This window comes from Synechococcales cyanobacterium CNB, assembly GCA_030263455.1.
Lineage (GTDB): Bacteria > Planctomycetota > Phycisphaerae > Phycisphaerales > UBA1924 > CAADGN01.
In genome coordinates, this window is the sequence record SZOZ01000011.1 from 69,461 (window position 1) to 88,171 (window position 18,711).

Sequence of the window (18,711 nt, forward strand, 5' to 3'; positions counted from 1 at the left end):
AAAGTACTTTCAGGAATTGTGGCCCTGGAAGGGGGGCCTTTGCGGATACTCATGGGGGATTCGGTGTCCGTGCCGCCATGCATGGTCGAGATGCGCGGTCGCGCGTTGGCGTTGCCGGACGGACGGATCGGAGAAAGAGCCGGGCCGAGCGCCAGGCCGATGAGTCTCATGCGAAGAAAGGAACGAGGTATGAAGTGGGCACGCGATCGGATCGCACTCTGTCTTGGCGCGCTCATGGCGTTCGCCGGCGCGTCGTCGGCGTCGGATGATGCGCTCTCGCTGCACATGGCCGGGATCGCACCGGAGAATCCCCGAGCCGCGCTGCACTCGCTGCTCGAGGATCCGACGGTTCATCTCGAGTACGACCCGTTCACGATCCTCGTGCAGCTGACGCCGGGGACCGCGGCGGAGCCGGTCGCCGGGCTTATCGGGGGGCGCGTGCTCGACCGGTTCACGCTCGTTCCCGGCCTCGTGCATCTCAGCCTCGGCGGCGGAGTGAGCGTGAACGAGGCGATCGCGCTGCTCAGCGCGCCGGCGCTCTCGGGGTCGGTCGTCTATGCGGAACCGGACTACATCGTTCGCACCTGCGTCATCCCGAACGACACGCACTTCTCACGCCTCTGGGGCATGCACAACACAGGCCAGAACGTCAACGGAGTCAACGGCAAGGTCGATGCCGACATCGACGGACCCGAGGCTTGGGACGTCTACAAGGGCAACCCGAACTTCGTGGTGGCGATCATCGACACCGGCATGAACTACAACCACCCGGACCTCGCCGCCAACCGCTGGGAGAACCCGGGCGAGATTCCAGGCAACGGCATCGACGACGACGGCAACGGGTACATCGATGACATCTACGGGTACGACTTCTACAGCAACGACAACAACCCGTACGACACCGGCCACGGCACTCACGTCGCCGGCACCGTCGGCGCGGTCGGCAACAACGGCACCGGCGTCGTCGGCGTCAACTGGCAGTGCAAGCTCATGGCCCTCCGATTCCTCGGCTCAGGCGGCGGCACCATCTCAGGCGCCATCAACAGCCTCCAGTACGCCGTCAACAAGCAGGTCAAGGTCTCCAACAACTCCTGGGGGGGCGGCAGCTACTCCTCGTCGCTCTACAACGCCATCGAGAACTCGAAGTCCGTCGGCCACATCTACGTCTGCGCCGCGGGCAACAACGGCACGAACAACGATACCAGCCCCTTCTACCCCGCCTCCTACACCAACACCAACCTCCTCGCCATCGCTGCAACGACCAGCACGGACACCAAGCCCAGCTGGTCGAACTACGGCAAGAACTCCGTCGACATGGGCGCGCCCGGCGCGAACGTCTACAGCACCTACGGCACCAACGGGTACGCGTTCATGGACGGCACGTCGATGGCGTCCCCGCACGCCGCGGGCGTCGTCGCGCTCGTCTACGGCAAGAACCCCAACGCACCCTGGTCATCGATCTACCAGCAGGTGATGAGCACGACGCGCCCCATCACCGCCCTCCAGAACAACACCGTGACCGGTGGCGTGGTCAACGCGGCCGCCGCGATCGGCTACACCCCCAACCAGCCCCCCGTCCTGACCGTCCTTTCTCCCTCGAACGGCTCGCAGTTCCTGCAAGGCTCGCCCGTCACCTTCTCGGGCACGGCGATCGACCCCGAGGACGGCGACATCTCCAGCCAGATCGTCTGGGTGTCGCACGTGGACGGCGTCATCGGTGTCGGCGCCAACGTGACGACCTCGTCCCTCTCCCTCGGCGTCCACTACATCATGCCCTCCGTCACGGACTCCGGGGGGCTGACCGACGATGACTTCTTCGCCATCTCCATCGTGCAAGGGAGCATCCCGGTCGCGCCCACCATCGTCTCGGGCGAGGAAGGCGGGCCGGGACAGGCCGTCGTCGTCTGGGCCGACAACTCGAACAACGAGACCGGCTTCCAGGTCCAACGGCAGGAGAAGGTGTCCGGCCAGTGGAAGAACGGCACGATCGTCGGCTCGGTCGGCGCGAACGTGACCACGTTCAGCGACAACGTCGGTCAGGGCGGATGGCGCTACAGAGTGCGCGCGAACGGGAGCGGCGGCGACTCGTCCTGGTCGGCATGGATCGTCCTCAGGGCCGCGACGCCAGCCAAGCCGACCGGCTCCGCCTCGGGCGGCACGATCTCGATCGCCTGGAACGACCCGTCCGGTATCGAGTCCGGCTTCGAGATCCAGCGCCAGCAGCGGGTCGGCAACTCCTGGACCAACACCACCTCCATCGGCACGGTCGGCGCCAACGTCACGGGCACGACCGACAGCCCGCCGTCGGGCCGCTGGCGCTACCGCGTGCGCACCCTCTGCGACGGGCGCAACAGCACGTGGTCGCCGTGGTCCGCTGCTATCGACAACTGACGTACCGATCGCATCGCACGATCGCGCGGGCCGGTCCGGAAGGGCCGGCCCTTTTTCCGCGCTTCAGCCCACTTCGTCGGGGAGAGACTCGAGTCCTTCGGTCAGCACGCGCGGGCCGGCTTCCGTGATCAAGACGTCGTGTTCATAGTGCACGCTCATCGAACCGTCCGCCGTGAAGATGGGCCATTCATGCCTCGCCTGCCTGGTGCGGCCCGTCCCGGCCGCGATCATCGGCTCGACCGCGACGAGCGTGCCTGGCCGGCACGGCTCCCCGCCGTCCGGCCACTCGAAGGGCGAGCCGGGCACGACGTTGGACACGAACGGCGGCTCGTGCAACCTCCGCCCGTACCCGTGCCCACCCAGCCCGCGGACAAGATGGAAGCCGCACTCGCCTTCGACGTGGCTCTGCACCGCGCGCGCCCAAGCCATGTAGGTGTTGCCCGGCCGGAGTTCCGCGATGCCCCGCCGGATCGCCTCTTTGCCGCACGCCATGAGCCGCCGGACTACGTCGGATGGGCGGCCGAATGAATAGGTCCACGCGGCGTCGCCGATCCATCCGCGATGGACGACGCCGACGTCGACCTTGAGCACGTCCCCCTCGGCGAGCGGCCGCGTGAGGTACCCTGCCGTGCCGTGGACGATACAGTCGTTGACGCTCAGACAGGCATGCGATGGGAAGGGGGGCGTCTTGGGCACCTTGTAGTGAAGGAAGCACGACCGGCAACGCAGATCCTCGAGCGTGCGAGCCACGAAACGGTCGATGTCCGCGAGGGACTGGCCGACGCGCAGAAACGAAGCGAGACGGTAGTGAGTCTCGACGACACACTGTGCCGCTGCAAGGGCGAGTTCGGTGTCGGTCTCGGTGACGATGGTCGGCCGCGGCATGGCGGCAATGGTAGCGGCCCGTGGCGTCCGCTACGCTCTCACGCGCGTGAGAGTTGCGGTCCTCGTCAATGAGCGGTCTGGCAGAGGGCGAGCGAGGCTGCTCGGCGCATCTGCCGCCGCCGCCCTGAGCCGTGCCGGGCACCATCCGCTTGTCGTGCCCGTGGGGCCGGGGAGCGACGGCCAGGCTGCCGCCGGGGCGCTCGGCGACTGCTCGCTCGCCGTGATTGTCGGCGGCGACGGGACCGTCAACCACCTCCTCCAGACCTTGACGACACTCGGCGTCCCGCTCTATCACCTGCCGACCGGCAACGAGAACCTGCTCGCGTGTGAGTTCAACATGAGCGTGAGCGTGCCGCGACTGCTCGCCGCCGTCGAGCGCGGTCGTGTCGTCCGCATGGACCTTGCCCGGTGCAACGGACGCGCCTTCGTGCTGATGGCCTCGATCGGCCCAGATGCCGGCGTCATCCACCGCCTCGACGCTTCGCGGTCGAGGGCGATCGGGCACGCGGCCTATGTCTGCCCCGTGCTCTCCGAAGTGGTTCGGCCCCATCTGCCTCGAATGACGATGATTGTCGATGGCGAGCAGGTCGTCGAAGGGAAGCGAGGGTTCGCCGTCATCGCCAACAGCCGTCATTACGGCCTGCGGATCGACCCCTGCCCCGCGGCCGACGTCTCCGACGGTCTGCTCGACTCCGTGTTCTTCCCCGCTTCCTCGTCCCTGGCCGTGATCGCGTGGATGGCGGTCGCACGCTTCGGCCGGCAGTTCACGCGCCCCTCGTGCGTGCGTGCGCGTGGACGCGTGGTCGAGGTTCGCAGCGACGAGGTTGACGCTCCCTGCCAGATCGACGGCGAGGTCGGCCCTGCGGGCGTTCCTGTCGGCGATCAGAATCAGGCAACGTGGCGATGCGCGGTGGAGCCGCGGGCCATCTCGGTCCTCGTTCCTGGATGACCGCAACGCCGACGGCGTCAAGACTCCAGCACCAGTCCCCCGCAAACCACGAGGTCCGCAGCCTCCATGCCGAACTCCCACGCGAGCGTGCGTTCGTCCGTGTGCCTGAGCAAGACCAGGTCGGCCCGCATCCCGGGGGAGACGATGCCGCGGTCGCGCAGTCCGAGCACGCACGCCGCGTTCACGGTTGCGGCGCAGACGGCCTCGCCGACGGTGAGGCCGCACATCCGCACACCGAGCGCGACGGCCATCGGCATGGAGCCGCACGGAGCGCTCCCGGGATTCCAGTTCGTCGCCAGGGCAACGACCCCACCAGCGTCAATCACGGCGCGACCGTCGGCGTAGCGACCGTCGAGGTGGAAGCCAGAGCATGGCAGCAGGACGGCAGCCGTGACCGAGGCGGCGAGCGCTTGGGCGTCTTCGCTCACGCTCGCCTCGAGGTGGTCAACGCTCGCGAAGCGGCGTCGCACGGCTTCGGAAGTCATGCCGAGCCGTGTGAACTGGTCCGCGTGGACTCGGCAGGGATGCCCGCGTGCCATAGCCGCGTCGAAAACGCGAAGACACTCCTCGACCGTCCACGCGCCGCTCTCGCAATAGGCATCGATGGCGATGCCGGGGAACTCGTCCGAGATCGCGGGCAGAGTCTCCTTGATCGTTCGACGCACGAAGGATTCGCGTGGCACGTCCGGATCGATGGCGTGTCCGATGCAGGCCGTGGGGACGACCGTGCCCTTCCACGCCTCGCCCGCGAGCCGGATCGCCCGGAGCATCTTCATCTCGTCCGCCGTGGTCAGGCCGTAGCCGCTCTTGACCTCGATCGTGGTCGTGCCGGAGCGCAGCACGCGGTCGAGACGTTCGACGAGTCCATCGGCAAGTTCGCGCTCGCTCGCCGATCGCACGGCCCGCACCGTCGTCATGATGCCGCTGCCGCGCCGTAGCGTGTCGAGGTACGTTTCCCCGCGGAGTCGTGCTTCCCACTCGTCAAGCCTGCTGCCCGCCCAGCAGGCGTGCGTGTGGCAGTCGACGAAGCCGGGCAGGAGAACGCGCCCACGGGCGTCGATCATCTGTGCGCCGGCGGGCGGCCGAATCCCGCCTCCCTGAGAAACCGCTTCGATCGTGCTCCCTCGCACCAGCACGTCCGCCCGGTCGATCACGCCGATCGCGTGCATGTCTTCGCCGCGGCGCGGCACAGGCGAACCCGCCATGGTTACCAGCCGTGCATTGCGGATCAGCAGGCTCACGGCTCGCGCTCCGCCAGGCCGCGCAGGAACTCGAGGGCCAGCCACGCAGCAAGGCGGGCCGTGCGCCCGCCCTCATCGGCCGAGGGGTTCAGTTCCATGATGTCGAAACAGACGACCCGCGGGCATCGGCCGACCTCGCGCACGGCCTCGGCGGCCTCGGCCGCCGACCAGCCGGCCGGGTTCATGGCGCTGACGCCCGGCGCGTGGGTCATGTCGATCACGTCCAGATCGAACGTCACGAAGAGCGGGGTGTCGCCGTCAGCCAACACGGATCGCAACTCGCTCCGCGCTCGAACGCGTCCGCCGTGCTCGACAAACCACCGCGTGTGCTCTGCGCTGTTGACCAGAGGCGAGTAGCCGAACAGGTCCAGGCGTCGGACGCCGCACCGCTCGATCAACGCCCTCATGGGCATCCCGCTGCCCGGTTGTTCACGCACGTCGAGGTGGGGATCGAATGAAATCCCCGCCAGCCCTGGCCGTCGTTCAGCCACCGCGCTCACGAGCGCGAAGGTCAGATCGTGGCCCCCCCCGACGCCGAGAGGGAGCAACCCGGCGTCGATCAAGGCTCGGGCCGCTTCCGTGACGCGTCGATGTGACTCGTCCAGATTGTCGCGGACGATCAGCACGTCCCCTGCATCGACGACGGCCGGCCACTCGAATCCATCCGGCCGAGCCGCGCCCAAACGGGCGAGTGCGTCTCGAAAGGCTCCCGGCCCGCCGGCCGCCCCGGATCGGCCGCCGTTCAGCCGCACGCCGGTGTCGTCCGGCATTCCCAGCAGCGCAACACGGCACCCGTCCGCCCGATCGGTGCGCACGAGCGACGCGAACCTTCCCGCGGCCCGATTCGGCCAGTCAGCGGCCTGAACGTGTGGCACATTCACGATGGGAGCATAGTGCGAGCCGAGCGATGCCGGGTTCGGTCGTGGGGGATTCACTCCCACTCGATGGTGGCGGGCGGCTTGCTGGAGATGTCGTAGACGACGCGGTTTACCCCGCGCACCTCATTGATGATCCGGCCCGAGATCGTCGCCAGCACGCTGAACGGGATGCGCGCCCAGTCCGCGGTCATGAAGTCCTGCGTTTCGACGGCGCGGATAGCGACCACGGACTCGTAGGTGCGGCCGTCGCCCATTACGCCCACCGATTGCACCGGCAGGAGCACGGCGAAGACCTGGCTGGTCTTGCGATAGAGGTCGGCGGCCACGATCTCTTCCAGCAGGATCTCGTCGCATTCGCGGAGCAGGTCGAGTTTCTCGCGTGTGACTTCGCCAAGGATGCGCACCGCCAGCCCCGGGCCGGGGAACGGGTGCCGCCAGATGATCTGGTCGGGCAGGCCCAGCACTTCGCCGAGCTTGCGGACTTCGTCCTTGAAGAGGTCGCGGAGCGGTTCGACAAGCTCGAAGGCGAGGTCCGAAGGCAGCCCGCCGACGTTATGGTGGAGCTTGATGCCCGCCGACTTGCCCCCCACGGAGTGGCCCGACTCGATCACGTCCGGGTAGAGCGTGCCCTGCGCGAGAAAGCGGGCGTGCCTGCCCTGGGACGCGATGCGGGCCGCCTCGGCGTTGAAGACCTCGATGAACCTGTGGCCGATCCGGCGACGCTTCTCCTGCGGCTCCGTCACACCCGCGAGATCGGCGAGAAAGGCGCCCGCAGCGTCAATGACGCGAAGGTCGATGTGGAAATGGTCGCGGAAGGTGGTTTCAACCAGGTGACGCTCGTTCTTGCGCAGCAGTCCGGTGTCCACGAAAACGCAGGTGAGGTGGTCGCCAATAGCGTGGTGCAGCAGGGCGGCCGTGACGGACGAGTCGACGCCACCCGAGAGGCCGCAGATGACGTGCCCGTCGCCGACCTGCGCCCGGATGCGCTCCGAGGCGGTCTGGGCGTAGTCGGCCATCCGCCATGCGCCCCGGCAACGGCAGATTTCGTAGAGGAAGTTGCGGATGACGTCGATGCCGTGAGGGGTGTGGGTCACCTCCGGGTGGAACTGCACGCCGAAGAACCGGCGGGCAGGATCGGCGGACCGGACGGCAGCGTGCGGACAGGTCGGCGTCGACGCGATCGTCTCCAAGCACGCGACGGTGAGGTTCTCGACCTGATCGCCGTGCGACATCCAGACAGTCGTGCGGTTCGGGACCGCTGCGAAGAGATCGCCCGAATCCGAGATGTCGAGGTGGGCACGGCCGAACTCGCGCCGGTGGGCACGGGCGATCCGTGCGCCGAGCATCTGGCAGGCCAGTTGCATGCCGTAGCAGATGCCGAGGACGGGGACGCCCAGGTCGAGGATGGCAGGATCACACGTAGGCGCGCCTGACTCGTAGACGCTGGCCGGTCCACCGGACAGGATGATGCCCTTGGGGTTGAGGGCCTTGATCTCGCTCACGGGCGTGTCCGGCGCGAGGAGCAGCGAGAACGCCCCTGCCTCGCGGACGCGGCGCGCGATCAGTTGGGCAGTCTGCGACCCGAAGTCGAGAATGGGGATGACTTCATCATGCGGGAGAGGGGGCATGAGCGGCGTCCGATTGGGGGGGCTGTCCGGGGGTTGGGGAAAGGGTTAGCATACGCTCCGTGGCGAGCAGTCGGCCGATCATCACGGCATTGATGGGAAGTGTGTGCCTCAGCGTCTCTGCCGGGTGTGTGGACATCCCGCGCGGCTTCGACTCGCCCGAGCCTGCGGCCCGCATCGACGCGGCGGCAAAGGCGGCACGCGAAGGCGACCTCGGGTCGCTGGCAGAGTTGATCCGGCTGCTGGAGAGCAGCGACCCCGCCGCGCGGCTGGCGGCTATCCGGGCGTTGGAGCGGCTCACGGGGCAGACAATGGGCTATGAACACGCTGGCGCGGTGCCCGAACGGGCCGCAGCTGTCGAGCGGTGGTGGGTGTGGTACGGTGAGGCGGGGTCGAGATCGGTGGCGGAGGCGCCATGACGGACGGTCGGCCGCACATCACGGTCGAAATGCTGAGCAACCCCGTCTACCTGAGCGGGGCGAGGCAGCTGGTGTCGAGCGTCGCGCAGCGGCTGGGCTTTGACGAGTTGGCGTGCTCACAGATCGCGCTCGCGGTGGACGAGGCGCTCTGCAACGTGATCCGGCACGGGTACGACCGGGCTGCCGACCGGCCGATCTGGCTGAGCCTCTGGCCGGTGGAAGAGGGCAAGGGCGGGCTTCGGATCGTGATCGAGGACGAGGCGAAGCAGGTGGACGTGGACGCGATCAAGGGCCGGAAACTGGAGGACGTGCGACCCGGGGGCCTGGGGGTCCACATCATCCGTGAGGTCATGGACGAGGTGAAGTACGAGCGACGCGAGGGCGTGGGGATGAGGCTGACGCTCGTGAAGCGTGTGCCGATGTCGGCGGGACCGAAAGTGACTCCGAAGTGCGAGCGAGGGTGCGATGGCTGAGAGGACCGGGCTGGCGATCGGGCGGGAGGAGCGCGTGCGCGACGCGATCCGCCGCGCCCAGGACGCGCGGCCAAAGCGGCTCGTCATCGACCTGTCGGCCGTCGAGTACATGGACAGTTCCGGGCTTGCAACGCTGGTTGAGGCGATGAAGGTGGCTCGCGGGCAGAAGGCCGCGTTGGTGCTGTGCAACATGAGCGCGAAGGTCCGGGCGATCTTCGAGATCGCGCGGCTGCATCACTACTTCACCATCACCGGAACGGTCGAGGACGCGATGATCGGCTGAGCGCGAGGAGTGGATCGCATGGCGGACGGGGCGGGGGCAGGTCGCGGCGGGGACGGACGCGCCGCAATGGGCGCGCCGCTCAGGGCGGTTGCGGCGGTGGGGGGGCGCACGCTCGGGCTGATCGACCACGTCGGCGGGGCAGTGAACCTCTTCCTCGACGCGCTCCGGTGGGTCTGGCGAGGGCTGACCGAGAAGCGGGTGCGGCTCGGCGTGCCGGCGATGGCCGCGCAGATCATCCGCGTCGGCGTGCGCTCCATCTTCATCGTCTCGCTGGTTTCAGGCTGCGTCGGACTGATCCTCGCCCTGCAGCTCGCCCCGCCGCTGGACGAACTCGGGCAGCGCGACAAGGTGGCGAACATCGTGGGCGTGGCCGTGCTGCGCGAACTCGGCCCGCTCATCGGGGCCATCGTGCTCACCGGGTTCGCTGGTGCGTCCATCGCGGCGGAGATCGGCACAATGGTCGTCAGCGAGGAGATCGAGGCCCTGGAGGCGCACGCGCTCAACCCGGTGCGGTTCCTCGTCGTGCCGCGGGTCACGGCAACGATCCTGAGCATGACTGTGCTGGGCGTGCTGTCGGACGTAGTCTCGATCGTGGCCGCGATCGGCGTGTCGATCTCGCTCCTCGACATCCCCTATTCGCTCTTCATGACCAACATGCTCATGCAGGTCGAACTGGTCGACTTTCTCACGGGCGTCGGCAAGGCCACCATCTTCGGGATGCTCATCGGCGTCATCGCCTGCACCAACGGCCTGAAGGTCACTGGCGGGGCGGCCGGTGTCGGCAACGCCACCACGCAGACCGTCGTTCAGTGCGTGGTCGCGATCGTGATCGCAGACCTCGTCTTCACCGCGATCTTTTACGCCCTCAAACTGTTTTGACGATTCCCCGTCGGGGCATGACCGTGCGGCTTAGACAGCCTGGCGTCTCGCGCCCGCCCCCATGAGCCACCGCGTCACGTCGCCGTCGGCCGCGACGCGCCGCCATTCCTCGTCGTCGCGCTCGTAGCGGCGGCGGATGGCGGCCGCCACCAGCCCCATGAAGAGCGGCTGCGGGCGAAGCGGCCGGCTCGTCAACTCGGGATGGAACTGCGCCCCCACGAAGAACGGGTGCACGGCCCGCGCCCGCGGCTCGTCGTCCACGACGCCCTCGGGCCGGACGGTCGGCAGTTCGAGCACCTGCATGATCGGTTGCGACGGGTGTCGGCCGGAGAAGACCAGGCCGCCGGCCTCCAGCCGCTCGATGTAGGTGGGATCGACCTCGTAGCGGTGGCGGAACCGCTCGCGGACCGTGCCACCGCTCATCCGCTCGCGGAACAGGAACGCGGCCAGCGTGTCCGGGGCGATCAGCACGTCCTGCGCCCCAAGGCGCATCGTGCCCCCGAGACCCTCGATCCTCTTCTGCTCGGGCAGTTCGCTGATGACGGGCGTGGGGCACTCCGGGTCGAACTCCGCACTCGAAGCATCCGCCCAGCGCAGCACGTTCCGCGCGAACTCGATGACGGCGACTTGGAAGCCAAGGCAGATGCCGAGGTAGGGCACGCCGCCCTCGCGGCAGTGGCGGACGCAGGCGATCTTGCCCTCCACCCCGCGGCTGCCGAACCCACCGGGGACGATCACGGCGTCAACGCCCGAAAGCCGGTCGGCGACGTTCTGATCCGTGACCTCGGTCGTCTCAATCCACCGCTGCTCGACCGCGCATCGCAGGTGCGCGGAACAGTGCTCCAGCGCCTTCTCGATCGATGCGTAGGCGTCACGCAACTGGGCGTACTTGCCCGTCACGCCGATCGTCACCTTGCGCGTGTGCGACGTGGTCAGCCGCGTGATGAAGCGTGACCATCGCTCCCTGGCGCGGTCCTCCTTGACGGCGTCCACCCGCTCGTGCAGGCCCAACAGCGTCAGCACCTCCCGGTCCAAGCCCTCGGCCCGCAGCTCGTCCGGGATCGTGTAGATGCTCGGCCGGTCGTGCATCGAGAAGACACGCCGCAGCGGCACGTTGGAGAACATGGCGATCTTTTCCAGCACCGTTGGCTGCACCGGGTTCGTCGCCCGGCACGCGATCATGTGCGGCTGGATGCCGGCTTCGAGCAGCCGCTTGATGCCGAGTTGGGCGGCCTTGGACTTCTGCTCGCCCAGCGCCTTCGGCTCGATCACGTAGGTCAGCGCGACGAAGCAGACCGAACCCGGCCCCTCCTCGAAGGCCAGTTCACGCAGGGCCTCGATGTAGAACCCGTTCTCGTAGTCACCCACCGTGCCGCCGACCTCGACGAAGACGACGTCCGCCGGTTTCTGCCCGTCGCCCCGGATGGCGAGTTCGCGCAGTTTCCGCTTCACCTCGCCGGTGACGTGCGGGATCATCTGCACGTCGCGCCCGAGGTACATGCCGTGCCGTTCGCGGTCGAGGATCTCCGCGAAGATCCGGCCGGAGGTCGTGAAGTTCCACGTGCTCAGGTCCTGGTCGAGCATGCGCTCGTAGGTGCCCAGGTCCATGTCGCACTCGGTGCCGTCGTCGAGGACGAAGACCTCGCCGTGGCGGTACGGGTTCAGCGTGCCGGAGTCGATGTTGAGGTAGCCCTCCATCTTGATGGGGGCGACGACGAGGCCCTTGTCCTTGAGCATCTTGGCGACGCTGGACGAGAAGATGCCCTTGCCCAGCCCGCTCATCACCGTACCGACGACGGCGACGTACTTGTGCCAGCCCTTGCGGTAGCCGTCGGGAACCGGCGAGTAGAACTCGGTGTAGGTGGAAGTATCGGCGACGGATGCGAGCAGTTCGGTGGCGTCGATCGGCTCACGGCGGCCCGTGCCGACGCCGCCACGCCTGCTCGCGCCGGCGCCCGGCTTGGGGTCTGGTGATGGGGGCATGACACATCGTACCATGCCCGGCCGCCGCAACAAGCCCTGCCCGCCTGTACCCTTTCGAACCGCCCTTCTGGAGCCGTGCATGATCCGCCGACCCTGCCTAGCCGCGTGTGCGATCGCTCTGCTGCTCACCCTTGTCGTGCCGTGCACATTCGCCCAGGAGGCGCCGGGCAGTGTCTACGACCCGGCAACGGGGCGTGACCTCTCCGCCTGGCCGCCGGATCGCCACTTCGACCACCTCCACATGCTCCTCGAACTCGACCTGCCCGATGTTGTGAACCAGCCGACAGCGATGGGGCGGGTGACGCTGACCGTCACGCCCCTCGGCCGTGAGCGGGGTAGCCTCGTGCTCAACGCCGAGGGGATGCGGATCGACAGTGTCGCCGTCGCGCGCGGCACGGCGACCCGGCCGGCGGCGTTCACCCACGCTGACGACCTGCTGACGATCAAGATCAGCCCTCCCGCCGGGCCTGGCGAGACCTTCAAGATCGTCATTGATTACGCCATCGAGCAGTTGCGCTTCGATGGCACCGGCCTGACCTGGTCGCCGCCGACACGCCGGCCTTCCAACGCCTCGGAGGAAGTGCCGATGCTGCACACCCAGGGGCAGCCCGAGTACGCCCGTCGATGGTTCCCCTGCCATGACTTTCCGAACGAACGGCTAGCGACTGAGCTGGTGGTGACCGTGGACAGCGACTTCCAGACCATCTCCAACGGTCGGCTTATCGACCGGCGGATGATGGCAGACGGTCGAACGCGATGGCATTGGAAGCAGGATCTGCCGCACGCCAACTACCTCGTTTCACTCGTCGTGGGCAAGTTCGACGTGGTCGAGGTCGGCGGGCAGCAGTCCGCACGCCCGGGCCTCGACATGCCCGTCTACACACCGGTCGGTACCGCTGCGAACGCGGCCCGGGCCTTCGGCCGCACGCCCGAGATGATCGCCTTCTTTGAGCGCTACTTCGACGAGCCGTACCCGTGGGACAAGTACGCCCAGACGATCGTCCGCGGTTTCCAGGCCGGCGCGATGGAGAACACCTCGGCTTCGACGTTCAACGCCTTCGCCGCAGCGGCGGGACGCGATGCCCTCGAAGACATCATCGCCCACGAACTCGTCCACCAGTGGACGGGCAACCTGCTGACCTGCAAATCGTGGGAGCACCTCTGGCTCAACGAAGGCTGGGCTTCCATGGGCGAGGCGCTGTGGGCTGAGGAGGCCGCGCGGCTCGAAGCAGTGGCGCGCGGCGCCAGCGCGGAGGAGGCAGACGCGGCCATGCGGCGAGCCTACCACCGTGCCATCCACGGCTCGTTCGTCGGGCAGCGCGGCGGCAACCGCGCGACAGCGCCGGACATGCCCGCGCTCGCCAGCAACCGCTACGTCGACCCCGAGACGAACTTCATGAAACTTGACAACCCGTACGGCAAGGGGGCCTGCGTTCTTCACATGCTCCGCGCGCGGCTGGGCGACTCGATTTTCCTTGAAGGCGTCCGTCTCTACATCAAGCGCCACCGCTTCGGCGAGGTTGAGACCGACGATTTGCGCAAGGCCCTCGAAGACGTGTCCGGCCAGTCGCTCGAACGCTTCTTTGAGCAGTGGGTCTACCGCCCCGGCATCGCTCGCTTCAACGTCGATCTGGCATGGACCGGGCCGGACGAAGGCCCGGGCACGCTCACCGTGCGGGCCGAACAGGTTCAGCCCATCGACGCGGACAACCCGGCCTACGCCGTCACGCTGCCGATCTACATCTCGTTCCCCGACGGATCGGGCGACTACTACTATCTCGTCACCGACGAGCGCGTTGCGGAGTCCGCGTTCGAACTGCACGCGCGCCCTTCGGACGCCGTTATCGATCCCGGGCTGCACGTTCTGGCGGACTACGCGGTCAAGAAACCCTTCGCGTGGTGGCTGCGACAACTGGAATCCGGCCCGACCTTCGCCGCCCAGGTACACGCCGCCGAACACCTCTCCGCCCTGGACGATCCGCGTGCCCTCGCCGCGCTCGCGGCAGCCGATCCCGAAGTCCTTGCTGTCGCCGAACTCGCCCGCCCGCAACCAGCGGCCGCCCGCTAACGGAAACCGGAGCCTCCATGCGTACCCTCCACCATTCGACTCGACTGGCGCTCGGCATGTTCGTGCTGTTCTCGCCAGCGACCTTCGGGGACGATCTCGACTGCCTGCACTGCCGCCTCGAATCGTGGGCGTGGCGGCAACCCGTGCGCGATCGTTCGGGCCACTTCGACGAAGCGACCGGGAGGGACCTGCGGAACTACCCGCCGCACCGCTGGGCGGACCACGGCCGGATGACGCTCGAACTCTTCATTCAGGACATGGACACGCCCGTCGCGGAGGCCAAGCAGACGTTAACGATCACGCCGATCGCCGAGCCGCTCGACGAACTCCGCCTCGACGCGAGGTTGCTCGACATCCGCTCCGTGTCAGTCAACGGTTTGCCGTCCCGGTTCACGAACGACGGCCGCCACCTGCGGATCGCGCTCTCGCCGCCGCTGCCGCCGGACGTTCCGGCGACGATCGTGACGACCTACGTCATCAACGACCCGCCGGACGGGTTGTTCTGGACACCGTCGTCGTCCGCGTGGCCCGGTCGCCCGCCGCAGATCCACTCGCAGGGCCAGCCCGAGACGAACAGCTACTGGTTTCCGTGCCACGATTTCCCGAACGAGCGGCTGGAGACCGAAATCATAGCGACGGTGCCTGCCGGCTACCTTGTCAGTTCCAACGGCCGGCTCGTCTCGCAGCGGCGCTCCGTGCGTCGCGTGACCGACGCGGCGGGTGCGTCGGTGCTGCGAGGGTACGACACCTTCCATTGGCTTCAGGACAAGCCGCACGTCAACTACCTCGTCTCGCTGGTTGTGGGCAAGTTTGACGTGGTTGACGTGGGGCGCCCGGGCCTGTCGATGCCGGTCTACGTCCCACCGGGCCGCGGCCCGGACGTGCGCGGCACCTACGGGCGCACGGCCGAGATGACCGCCCTCTTCGAGCGGCTCTTCGACGAGCCGTACCCCTGGGACCGCTACGCGCAACTCGTGGTCTGGAACTTCGGCGCGGGCGGCATGGAGAACACCTCCGCCACCACGATGTTCGATACGGCCATCATCTCGCCGGACGGACTCATCGACCACGATCTCGAAGGGCTGATCTCGCACGAACTCGCCCACCAGTGGTTCGGCGACCTCATCACCTGCAACTCGTGGGACCACATCTGGCTCAACGAGGGCTTCGCGACGTACCTCACCGCCCTCTGGTTCGAGCGATCGCGCGGTCGCGATGCCTACGACTCCTCCGTTCTCGGAAGTTTCGACGCTGTGATCGCGCGAGACGAGGCGATCGCACCGTTCCAACCCGCGATGGTCAGCCGCGAGTACGCCGAGCCGTGGGACGTCTTCCGCCGCGCCGCGAACCCGTACCCGAAGGGCGCAAGCGTGCTGCACATGCTCCGCCGACGGCTCGGCGACGAGGCGTTCTTCCGCGCCGTGGGCGTGTACGTCGATCGCTTCAAGGGCCGCACTGCCGAGACGGACGACTTCCGCAAGGTTCTGGAGGAAGTTTCCGGCGAGTCTCTCGAGCGCTTCTTCCGCCAGTGGTGCTACAGGCCGGGCGTACCGCGGCTCCACATTCACGCCGCGTGGGACTCCGCCGCGGGCGAACTCCGTCTCGACGTCCGGCAGACGCAGAACATCGACGAACGAAACCCGGCGTTCGTCTTCGATCTTCCCGTGCTGATCCGGGTCCGTAACGAGGGCGAGTGGCGCCGCCTGCGTGTTGACACGCGCGACACGACGCTCTCGATTCCCCTTGCTGCGGAGCCGGACATGGTCGCAATCGACCCGAACCTCGAAGTGTTGGCGGCGATCGACGTGGATGCGCCCTCGGGCTGGCTGGCGGAACAGGCTCTGCGCGGGCCGACGCACGCCTCGCGCGTGCGGGCCGTGCGCGCCCTCGGCACGCTGGATACCGACGCGCCCGGCACGACTGCGCTGGAGGCGATCGCGTCCGATCGCGCCCGACACCGCGACCTGCGTTCTGAGGCCGTGCGAGCGCTCGCGGCCCGTCGTGCCCCGGACGCCGCTCGGCTCGTCGCGTCGCTCGACCCCGATGACCCGTTCGTCCGCGAGACCGTTCTGGCGGCCCTGGCCGATCTTGCCTCGGGCGATGCGCCCCCGCTCGGACGTGACGCCGTCGCCGACCGCCTCTCCCGCGCCGCGATCAACGACACAAGTTCCCGCGTTCGAGCTGCGGCCGTCCGAGGGCTGGCTCGCATGAACGCGGTCGATCGCCTGCCCGTGATCCTGGCCGCGCTGGAGCAGGAGTCGCAGCACGACACGGTGCGCCAGGCCGTGCTCGGCTCGCTGGCGGACCTTGACCAGCCGGGGACGCTGGTGCACGCGATTCGCTTCACGCGAGCGGGAACGCTCAGCCGGACTCGTGCGGTCGCGGCGGGTATCGTCGGCAGACTGGGCAAGCACGACCCTGACTCCGCGCTGGCCGCGCTGTTGCCGCTGCTCGACGACCGCGAGATGCGGACGCGCAACGCCGCGGGCGATGCGATTGTCGTGCTGGGCGACGCGAGGGCGATCGAGCGGCTCGAATCGCTCGCCGCGACGGCACGCGATCCCGCCTGGGCGAATCGGCTTCGCCAGTGGGCTGATCGGCTCAGGGAGAAACCCGCTGCGGACTGACAGGCACGGCGAGTCTGCCGGAGGACGGCTCCGGTTTCATTCGGCGAAGAGCGCCTCGACGAACGCCCGCGGATCGAACGGCTCCACGTCTTCGGGCGTCTCGCCGACGCCGACGAACTTGACGGGCACGTCCGTTGTTTCGCGGATGGCGACAACCACGCCGCCCTTGGCCGTGCCGTCGAGCTTGGCGAGGAAGATGCCTGTCACGCCGACCGCCCGCGTGAACTCCTCGGCCTGTCGCAGGGCGTTCTGCCCGCTGGTGGCGTCGAGAACCAGCAGCGTCTCGTGCGGCCCGCCCGGAATCTGCTTCTCTACGACCTTGCGAATCTTCTCCAGTTGCCGCATGAGCGGGTCTTGCGTGTGCAGGCGTCCGGCCGTGTCGAGAATGAGCACATCCACGCCGCGTGCCTTGGCTGCGGCGCAGGCGTCGAACGCGACGGCCGCGGGGTCGCCGCCCTGCTGGCCCTTCACGACCTCGACGCCGAGCCGCTCAGCCCAGATTTCGAGTTGTCGTGTCGCTCCGGCACGGAAGGTGTCGCACGCGCCGAGCAGCACGCGCTTGCCGTCCGCTCGGAGCAGGGCGCAGAGTTTGGCGATGCTGGTGGTCTTGCCCACGCCGTTGACGCCGGTCACGAGCACGACGGTCGGGCCTTGTCCCGCCGGGGCGAAACGAAGCCGCCGGTCCTCCTCGGTCCACATCGCGGCGATCTCACGCTTGAGGTAGTCGAGGGCATCCTCGCCGCGCGACATCTTCCCCGCCCGGAAGTCGGCGCGAATGCCGTCGATAAGCCGCCGGGTCGTCCGTACGCCGACGTCACCGCGGATCAGCCGGGCCTCGATCTCGCGGATCAGGCCCTCATCCAGCCTCCGGCCCAGCAGCACGGATCGCAGACCGGAGACGAACGACTCTCGCGTCCGCTCCAGCCCCTTACGAAACTTCGAGATGGCGCTCTTCAGAAGCCGCATGCCGCTCCCGCCTTTTCGACCTACACCGTCTCGTCGGCGCCCGATGCCTGGTGCCCAATGCCGCCTTCGCCCTTCTCTCTCTCCCCATCCCTCCTCTTCAACAACTTGTCCAGCACGCCGTTGATAAACGCCGGTGAACGATCGGTACTGAATGCCTTGGCCAGTTCGACGGCCTCATTCACCGCGACCTTCGGCGGCACGCCGACTTCCATCTCGTGGTAGGCAAGCCGCAGGATCGCTCGGTCGATCGCGGGTTGGCGGTGTGTCGGCCAGTCCGGGGCGAGTTCGGCGACCGCATCGTCCGCTTGCTTGCGACGCTCGTAGGCCGCGCACGCCGAGGCGAACGCCGTGTCCAGTTCCGTCTGGCTGAAGTCCGTGCGTGCATCGACGAAAACCGGGCCTTCCTCGGCGAGCGTGCCGCAGTCGTCGAGCGACTGGCGGACCTGTTCGCGGTCGCCGCCGCCCCGTGCGTCGATCTGGTAGAGCGCGAGCAGGGTGAGTCGGCGTAGGTCGCGTGCGGACGCCATCACACGCCCCCGACCTTGTCACCGGGCACGCGCCCTGCGCCGATGCGAGCGCCGCCCGTGCCTGCCCTGAGGCGCTGCATGACGTCGAGCACGTCGAGCAGAGCATCCATCGCGTCCGCCCCCTTGTTCCCCTTCCGCCCTCCGGCCCGCTCCATCGCCTGTTCGACCGTTTCGACCGTCAGCACGCCGAACGTGACGGGGACACCCGTTTCGATGGAGACCGAGGCGAGTCCGTTCGCCACTGCCGACGCGATGTGTCGGTCGTGCTCGGTCTCGCCGCGGATGACGCACCCAAGGGCAACCACGCCGCAGAAGTCCCCAGCAAGACGCCGCGCGAGAACGACCATTTCGAATGCCCCCGGCGCCTCGACGACCACGGGCGGCGGAACGTCCCCCGGGAATCGGCGGCCGAACGCCGCCAGCGCTCCGTCCAGCAGCCGCTCCGTGATCGTCGCGTTGTAGCGGCTGACGACCACGGCGACCCGCGGTCCAAGGTTCTTCCTCGCTGCGTCCATCG

General features: G+C 68.1%; 16 protein-coding genes. 8 read left to right on the plus strand and 8 right to left on the minus strand.

Annotated elements, in window-relative coordinates; all coding sequences use genetic code 11:
• Nucleotides 1-51 precede the first annotated feature (51 nt).
• Complete coding sequence (locus FBT69_11630) at nucleotides 52-2,391, plus strand: hypothetical protein (protein ID MDL1905442.1); 2,340 nt, start codon at nucleotides 52-54, stop codon at nucleotides 2,389-2,391.
• Nucleotides 2,392-2,454: 63 nt separating this feature from the next.
• On the opposite strand, the gene map is transcribed toward FBT69_11630, so the two are convergent.
• Entirely contained in the window at nucleotides 2,455-3,276 is an 822-nt protein-coding gene (gene map / locus FBT69_11635; protein ID MDL1905443.1) for a type I methionyl aminopeptidase, read from the minus strand.
• Here map and FBT69_11640 point away from each other — a divergent pair.
• Nucleotides 3,254-4,225 (plus strand): hypothetical protein, encoded by a 972-nt coding sequence (locus FBT69_11640; protein ID MDL1905444.1) that lies wholly within the window; start codon nucleotides 3,254-3,256, stop codon nucleotides 4,223-4,225. The genes map and FBT69_11640 overlap by 23 nt on opposite strands.
• A 17-nt stretch (nucleotides 4,226-4,242) precedes the next feature.
• Here the strand turns inward: FBT69_11640 and hutI are convergent, their stop codons facing one another.
• The 3 genes from hutI to guaA are packed head-to-tail and all read right to left on the minus strand — an operon-like array spanning nucleotide 4,243 to nucleotide 7,972.
• Nucleotides 4,243-5,466, minus strand: a complete 1,224-nt coding sequence (gene hutI, locus FBT69_11645) for an imidazolonepropionase (GenBank protein MDL1905445.1) — start codon at nucleotides 5,464-5,466, stop codon at nucleotides 4,243-4,245.
• Nucleotides 5,463-6,347, minus strand: a complete 885-nt coding sequence (locus FBT69_11650; GenBank protein MDL1905446.1) for a hypothetical protein — start codon at nucleotides 6,345-6,347, stop codon at nucleotides 5,463-5,465. The genes hutI and FBT69_11650 overlap by 4 nt, the downstream gene beginning before the upstream one ends.
• A gap of 50 nt (nucleotides 6,348-6,397) precedes the next feature.
• Entirely contained in the window at nucleotides 6,398-7,972 is a 1,575-nt protein-coding gene (guaA, locus tag FBT69_11655) for a glutamine-hydrolyzing GMP synthase (protein ID MDL1905447.1), read from the minus strand.
• Between the two features lie 59 nt (nucleotides 7,973-8,031).
• On the opposite strand from guaA, the gene FBT69_11660 reads away from it, so the two are divergent.
• The 4 genes from FBT69_11660 to FBT69_11675 are packed head-to-tail and all read left to right on the plus strand — an operon-like array spanning nucleotide 8,032 to nucleotide 10,023.
• Complete coding sequence (locus FBT69_11660) at nucleotides 8,032-8,388, plus strand: hypothetical protein (GenBank protein MDL1905448.1); 357 nt, start codon at nucleotides 8,032-8,034, stop codon at nucleotides 8,386-8,388.
• Nucleotides 8,385-8,861, plus strand: coding sequence for an ATP-binding protein (locus tag FBT69_11665; protein ID MDL1905449.1), 477 nt, complete (start codon nucleotides 8,385-8,387; stop codon nucleotides 8,859-8,861). The genes FBT69_11660 and FBT69_11665 overlap by 4 nt, the downstream gene beginning before the upstream one ends.
• Complete coding sequence (locus tag FBT69_11670) at nucleotides 8,854-9,144, plus strand: STAS domain-containing protein (GenBank protein MDL1905450.1); 291 nt, start codon at nucleotides 8,854-8,856, stop codon at nucleotides 9,142-9,144. The genes FBT69_11665 and FBT69_11670 overlap by 8 nt, the downstream gene beginning before the upstream one ends.
• A gap of 18 nt (nucleotides 9,145-9,162) precedes the next feature.
• Complete coding sequence (locus FBT69_11675) at nucleotides 9,163-10,023, plus strand: ABC transporter permease (GenBank protein MDL1905451.1); 861 nt, start codon at nucleotides 9,163-9,165, stop codon at nucleotides 10,021-10,023.
• A 30-nt stretch (nucleotides 10,024-10,053) separates the two neighbouring features.
• On the opposite strand, the gene FBT69_11680 is transcribed toward FBT69_11675, so the two are convergent.
• The gene (locus FBT69_11680; protein MDL1905452.1) at nucleotides 10,054-12,087 is read right to left on the minus strand and encodes a CTP synthase; all 2,034 of its coding nucleotides are present in this window, start codon (nucleotides 12,085-12,087) and stop codon (nucleotides 10,054-10,056) included.
• Between FBT69_11680 and FBT69_11685 the strand changes: the two genes are divergently transcribed.
• Both FBT69_11685 and FBT69_11690 read left to right on the plus strand, forming a co-directional pair.
• Nucleotides 12,005-14,074, plus strand: coding sequence for a M1 family metallopeptidase (locus FBT69_11685; GenBank protein ID MDL1905453.1), 2,070 nt, complete (start codon nucleotides 12,005-12,007; stop codon nucleotides 14,072-14,074). The two genes, FBT69_11680 and FBT69_11685, sit on opposite strands and share 83 nt — an antisense overlap.
• A complete protein-coding gene (locus FBT69_11690) occupies nucleotides 13,642-16,701 on the plus strand; it encodes a hypothetical protein (GenBank protein MDL1905454.1) in 3,060 nt (1,019 codons plus the stop codon). The genes FBT69_11685 and FBT69_11690 overlap by 433 nt, the downstream gene beginning before the upstream one ends.
• A 36-nt stretch (nucleotides 16,702-16,737) precedes the next feature.
• On the opposite strand, the gene ftsY is transcribed toward FBT69_11690, so the two are convergent.
• The 3 genes from ftsY to FBT69_11705 are packed head-to-tail and all read right to left on the minus strand — an operon-like array spanning nucleotide 16,738 to nucleotide 18,709.
• Entirely contained in the window at nucleotides 16,738-17,667 is a 930-nt protein-coding gene (ftsY, locus tag FBT69_11695) for a signal recognition particle-docking protein FtsY (GenBank protein ID MDL1905455.1), read from the minus strand.
• 20 nt (nucleotides 17,668-17,687) lie between these two features.
• Nucleotides 17,688-18,194, minus strand: a complete 507-nt coding sequence (gene nusB, locus FBT69_11700; protein ID MDL1905456.1) for a transcription antitermination factor NusB — start codon at nucleotides 18,192-18,194, stop codon at nucleotides 17,688-17,690.
• Nucleotides 18,194-18,709: a 6,7-dimethyl-8-ribityllumazine synthase gene (locus tag FBT69_11705; GenBank protein MDL1905457.1), complete on the minus strand. Its 516-nt coding sequence runs from the start codon at nucleotides 18,707-18,709 to the stop codon at nucleotides 18,194-18,196. Before FBT69_11705 ends, nusB begins: the two co-directional genes overlap by 1 nt.
• Between the last annotated feature and the right edge of the window lie 2 nt (nucleotides 18,710-18,711).